Consider the following 2,566-nt stretch of genomic DNA (forward strand, 5'->3'; position numbering starts at 1 on the left):
CCCTACACACGCCGCTTCCATATGCGGAAAATATTAAAATTACCTATAACGATCTAATTAATCAAGGCAATAGCGAAGTCGAGCTGCCTGCTTTAGGAGATAGCGAGTCAGAAAACCACATCATAAGCCTTGAGATTATCTCTCAAGTCATCCTGGCTCGCGTTAAAGAGACCTTCGATATGATAGCCGATAAGATCGAAAGAAGCGGCTATAAAGACCGCATAGGCGCAGGTATTGTAATCACGGGCGGTATGGCGAAGCTAGACGACGTGCGTGACTTGGCGGCGATAGTTTTTGATAACACTTCCGTTAGGGTTGCAAGAGCAAAAAGCGTGGGCGGCCTGCACGAGATCGCTGATGATATTTCAAATTCTTGCGCACTAGGACTTTGCATGTATGGTTTCGGCGAATTCACCCCTTACGAGATGGACTCTAACGGTAAACTCCGCTACAAAGACGAAGTTATAAACAAGGCTCCGAAACGAAATGTGAACGAATATTATGAAAAAGAGGTCAATAAGGCGATAGAAAAAGAGGGCGTCAGAGCGGATAGCGGTGCGGCTAAGAAGGAGGATCTAAATATCCAACTTCCCAAAAAAGACGGACAGAATTTTTTCAATAAAATTTGGTCGTCTATGAAAAATTGGTTTTAAATTTTAAGCTAAGGAGATACTCGTGAAAGGATATAGTATGGAAGAAAGAAAGGGCATCTACGGTGCCAAGATGAAGGTCATCGGCGTCGGAGGTGGCGGATGCAACATGATAAATCACATGATCCGCGAAGGATTTACCAAGACCGACGTTGAGCTTATGGTGGCTAACACCGACGCGCAGGCGTTAGAAAAATCGATCGCAAATACTAGAATTTTACTAGGCGAAAACACCACCAAAGGCCTTGGCTGCGGTATGGATCCGGCGCTTGCTAAAATGGCTGCAGAGGAGAACTATGATGATCTTAAAGACCGCTTGGACTACTCCGACATCGTTTTCGTGGGCTCCGGTCTAGGCGGTGGTACTGGTACGGGCGCTGCACCTATCGTCGCTAAAGCTGCGAAAGAGAAAAAAGCGCTAACTATTGGCGTCGTTACCACTCCTTTCGGTTTTGAGGGTAAAAAGCGCATGCGATTAGCGCAAGAGGGTCTTGAAGAGCTTAAAAAAGAGTGCGATTCCATAATCGTTATCCCAAATCAAAATTTATTGAAGATCATCGATAAAAAAACCGGTCTAAAAGACGCATTTAAGATCGTAGATAATGTCCTATTCCAAGCCGTAAACGGTATGATCTCCGTGATCTTAGAGTCCGGCGATAGCGATATCAACGTCGATTATGCCGACGTTAAAAAGGTAATGACGCATCGCGGCCTAGCGCTGATGGGCATCGGCGTTAGCGAGGGCGACGGCGCGGCAGAGGAAGCGCTAAAAAGCGCGATCCAATCTCCGCTTTTGGACAACACCTCCATCCATGGCGCTATGGGCGTGTTAGTGCATTTTAAAATGTCGCCTGATTGCTCCTTGCTTGAGATCGAATCTGCGATGAATATCATCGAAGATACCGTAGATAAGGACGCCGACGTTACCTGGGGCACCACCACCGATCCTAAGATGGAAAACAACCGCGTCGAAGTTACTCTCATCGCCACCGGCTTTGAAAGGAGCGTCGAGGAAAAAAAGCAGGTCGCCAGCGATAACGTGGCGGATCGCAGAAAGGCGCTTTTAGAGAGCATGGGTCGAAATTCTATCTTTTCTAGGCAAAAGGTAAGCAGCGGCGATTTTAACGGGGACGAAACCTACGACGAGCTCGACGAGCCCGCATTCCTACGAAACCAGATGGACTAAATGCGCAGACGAGATAGGCAGCTAAGCGAAGATGAGGCGTTAAAAATCATCGACGAGAGCGAATACGCTACGCTTAGCTGCATAGACGATAGCGGCGAAATTTTTAGCGTGCCTATCTCGCCGGTGCGCGATGCAGACATTATTTATATCCACGGCGCGCCTGCCGGCACAAAGGCAAAACTCTTTCAAAACGGACGCGCGGTAACGGCGGTTTTTGTTAGCTATAACCGCGTTCCTACCCCAAGCGACGAAGAATACCGATCTATCGCAAACGACGCTGCCGCTTTAGGCTCTAGAGTTTATACGACGGAGTACCGCAGTGCGATCGCCGTTTGTGAAGCAAACGAAGTATTAGATGATGAGCGTAAAATTTACGCCCTACGGATACTTTGCGAAAAATACACCCCAAACTACATGTCGCGCGTAGAATTCGCCTCCAAAGCATCATTAAAGCGCACGAAAATTTACGAACTCAAAATAAAATCCGTAACCGCAAAGGCTAAAATTTTATAGCATTAAATTTCAGAAGTTTAAATTTTAAATTGTTTGATTTTTTAAAATTTCAAGTTTGAATGCTAGAGAGATTTTAATCTGAAATTTCGTATCGCCAAATTACGAAGCTTCTTGTGGGCACGAGCATCGGTACCACCGCAGCGATCGTCCCGCTTACTATCGGCTCAGCGCCCTTTATCGCGCGGCTCATCGAAAGTGCGCTGCTGGAGGTCGATAG

General features: G+C 46.8%; 2 protein-coding genes and 2 pseudogenes. All 4 read left to right on the plus strand.

Annotation, left to right across the window (positions count from 1 at the left end; all coding sequences use genetic code 11):
• A pseudogene (locus Q0140_RS07500) lies at window positions 1-653 on the plus strand (cell division protein FtsA); the annotation flags it as partial.
• Window positions 654-675: 22 nt separating this feature from the next.
• Window positions 676-1,836 carry a cell division protein FtsZ gene (gene ftsZ, locus Q0140_RS07505; RefSeq protein WP_297963201.1) on the plus strand — a complete coding sequence of 387 codons (1,161 nt, stop codon included), beginning with the start codon at window positions 676-678 and terminating at the stop codon, window positions 1,834-1,836.
• The gene (locus Q0140_RS07510; RefSeq protein WP_297963419.1) at window positions 1,837-2,349 is read left to right on the plus strand and encodes a pyridoxamine 5'-phosphate oxidase family protein; all 513 of its coding nucleotides are present in this window, start codon (window positions 1,837-1,839) and stop codon (window positions 2,347-2,349) included. It begins immediately after the preceding gene.
• Between the two features lie 101 nt (window positions 2,350-2,450).
• Window positions 2,451-2,566: pseudogene (locus Q0140_RS07515) on the plus strand (methionine ABC transporter permease); the annotation flags it as partial.

The organism is uncultured Campylobacter sp. (genome assembly GCF_938045405.1).
Taxonomy (GTDB): Bacteria; Campylobacterota; Campylobacteria; order Campylobacterales; family Campylobacteraceae; genus Campylobacter_B.

What these genes read in the sequence shown, in the direction of transcription:
- Q0140_RS07510 (WP_297963419.1), top strand. Translation starts at nt 1,837, where the DNA reads ATGCGCAGACGAGATAGGCAGCTAAGCGAAGATGAGGCGTTAAAAATC.